This window comes from Mycetocola sp. (assembly GCF_046716805.1).
Taxonomy (GTDB): Bacteria; Actinomycetota; Actinomycetes; order Actinomycetales; family Microbacteriaceae; genus Mycetocola_A.
On record NZ_JBKJWH010000020.1, the window covers coordinates 1 to 2678 of the forward strand.

Annotated in this window: 2 protein-coding genes; both read right to left on the bottom strand. The window is 59.6% G+C overall.

From position 1 onward, the window contains the following. Positions 1-866, bottom strand: an 866-nt coding sequence (locus tag ACLQ62_RS01745; protein WP_411719937.1) for a P-loop NTPase fold protein, incomplete at its 3' end; no start/stop codon positions are given. 409 nt (positions 867-1275) lie between these two features. Further along, entirely contained in the window at positions 1276-2634 is a 1359-nt protein-coding gene (locus ACLQ62_RS01750; protein ID WP_411719938.1) for a zinc-ribbon domain-containing protein, read from the bottom strand. Positions 2635-2678 lie beyond the last annotated feature (44 nt).

The following is a 2678-nucleotide window of genomic DNA, read 5'->3' on the forward strand; positions in this document are numbered from 1 at the left end:
AGGCTGATGTAGGCGGATGCATCTTCCACAGAAAGCTTCGGCACGGTGATCTGAAGCTGCAACATCTTCTCGAGATAGTCGTGCCCTAGCGAGGCACCACCGAGCCGTCCGTAGTCTGGAAAGGCAGCGTCGATAGCCGACTCGGCGATCTGCCGGTGGGCCGCTATCACGAAGGCGGTTTTTGGTGAATTGAGGAACAGCCGGATGGCCTCAAAGGTGTCAACAACGGTGGTCGGGAGACACCTGTCAAGATCATCAATGAATATGACCACCGCCTGGACAGGAAGCTCATCAACCATTTCTTTGAACTTGGCCCGGAAACCCGCCAGCGAGGTAACTGCTTGTTCAACTGTTTCCTCGGATTTGTCCAGATCGTCCGCGATGGCCTCCGCAGTCGAACCGACAACCTTTCCAATAAGTTGAGCTGAAGCGGGGTCGAAGACGCTTGGGTCCAACGCAGATGCGACGCCAGCAGCTGCCGCAGGAGCCGCACGGAGCCCGACCTGCGTTGCCTTGCGGCCAAACGCTCCCACCACCCGGACAAACCTTCGCAGTGCATTGATCCGAGCAGGGTCATTTGTTACAGACGAACATGCATCCAAGACGGACTGCATGAGTGAGAGCTTGACGTCGTCGTAGTCCTCATACTGCCAAGGACTAAATCCAACGGTCAAGAACTTTGGCTCGACGCTGGAATCGAGTTCCGCCTGAACGATATTGATGAGCGAACTCTTCCCAGATCCCCACTCGCCCAAGACCCCGACTGTGAGCGGTAGCAGGGCAGGCTCGCTGAGCGCAACGATCAGCTCGTCGACCAGATACTCAAATCCGAGGAGATCCAGATCGGTCTCGTTGTCAGGCCACATCGCAGGCTCCCCCCCAGGGTTCCGGACGACTCTATACGAGCAGTGCACGACCTGTCATGACCCCAGTCGGGGCAGCGCGTTTGCCAAAGATCGAAGCGCCTGCGAACGCGCGTATCGCGCCGCCGATTCTGCCCACCAGCACTTGGTCCCATCGCGCTACCGACTCCAGGGGCCGGCCGGTGACTCTGGCTGCCACTGCCGGCGCCGACCCGAGCAAATCCAGTACGCCCACCGCTCCCCGCCCTGCGCCGCCCACTCGAACTCAATGGCCGAGGGTGCACTTTGGTCTCGTTACACAGAGAGGGAGTGCTCTCCTGGTGGATGCGTCTTTCCTGTCGTACTTACATACGGGCAACGTCTACATAGCCGGCCAACAATGCTCGGACTGGCCGCGCGTTGTCGCAGGCCCTCAGGGGATCTCTTCGAGTTTCCGCGCTCGCGAGGTGTGTTCAGTCAGGCCCCTGAGATCGGTCCCGCAGCTGCCCGAAGCCCTGGTGGGCGACTTCGAGCGAGCCGATTGGACACTCGGTAAGCCGGCCCCTCGGAAACCGACCCTTTGATCCCGAGGACATTCCGTGCAGCCGCCGCTTGCAGCTCGGTGTGGCGCCCTGGCGGATTGTCGATGACCATTTGTGCAATTCCAGTTCCACTTCCGCGACCCAGCCAATGTCTGGCCCGGCTCGATCCCATCGTTGTTCCCGTAGTCCCAGTCGCTGACTACCTCAGCGAAGCGAGTAGCCACGTCGTTGTACCCGGGCCAAACGATTTTGTCCGCGCAATATTGGCATCCCCGTCCGGCAGTCCGCTCGCTGATAGTCGACCTGTAGACGTGTTCTTCCTTGCATCGCCACAAATGAGGAGTCCGACGATAATAAGCACTGAGCCCGGTGGGGTCGTCGGAATTGAGATCGTAGGCCCACTCACTTGCGGCGTCGGGGAAGCGTGTCACGAAGTCGTTGAGTCCGGTGACGACCTTCCGGTTTGAACAGGTGGGGCAGCCTTCACCGTTGGCCCTGTTGAGGGCTGAGGCTAACCACGTTGGATGGCCGGGCACGAAGCAGAGCCACCAGAACTTGGAGCCACTCTTGGGCTTCACAGTGTCTGGATCGATTCCTTCGTTCAGCTCCCAGTTCCAGGTCGCCAACAGGTCGGGACGGAGGGTCGCCAGGCTTGTTTCTCCCGGAATCGCGTATCGTCCGCTGCATGTTGGGCAGCCATAGCCGCGCACCGTAACGTTGCCTAGAACAGTTGGCCAAAGGTGCCCTTTCGTGCATCGTAGGTTGTATTTGTTGAAGTCGCCGGCTCCATAAACTTCATCGAGCGTGAGGCCACCGTTGTCATCGTCGGACCAGAAGTCGGCCAACCAAGGGTGTGATTGCGCAGCGCTGTTGAATCCGGGAAGCACAACCGCATTGGAGCAGACCCCGCACCCAGTCTGACCGTTGCCCTTGGCTATATTCATCTGATTGGGCGCCTTTTTCACTCGGTGCCCGTTGTCGCAGATGTATTGGGCTATGCCTGAAGAGTCTGTTGGGACCTCCGACCTGTTGAATTCTCGAGGGCCATGGTTGTACTGGCGCAGATTCAGGTCTTCCCACGCATCTACCGCGCATGTGCGAAGCTGCTCAAGGTGCCGGGCGAAGGGTTCGAGCGGTCGAAGGATGCCCGGTTGCCCAGTAGCCGGCCGGAATGCGTGAGGATCCGCGTCATCGAGAACCCGACCGTATTCCAGGCACTCCCGCACGAGGAGATGTCCGGGTCGCAACATGACCCAGATCGCGTCGACCACTACCGACGGGTTGTCTTGTAGGT

Coding starts and splice junctions, on each gene's coding strand:
- ACLQ62_RS01750 (WP_411719938.1), bottom strand. CDS start 2,634: ATGTTGCGACCCGGACATCTCCTCGTGCGGGAGTGCCTGGAATACGGT.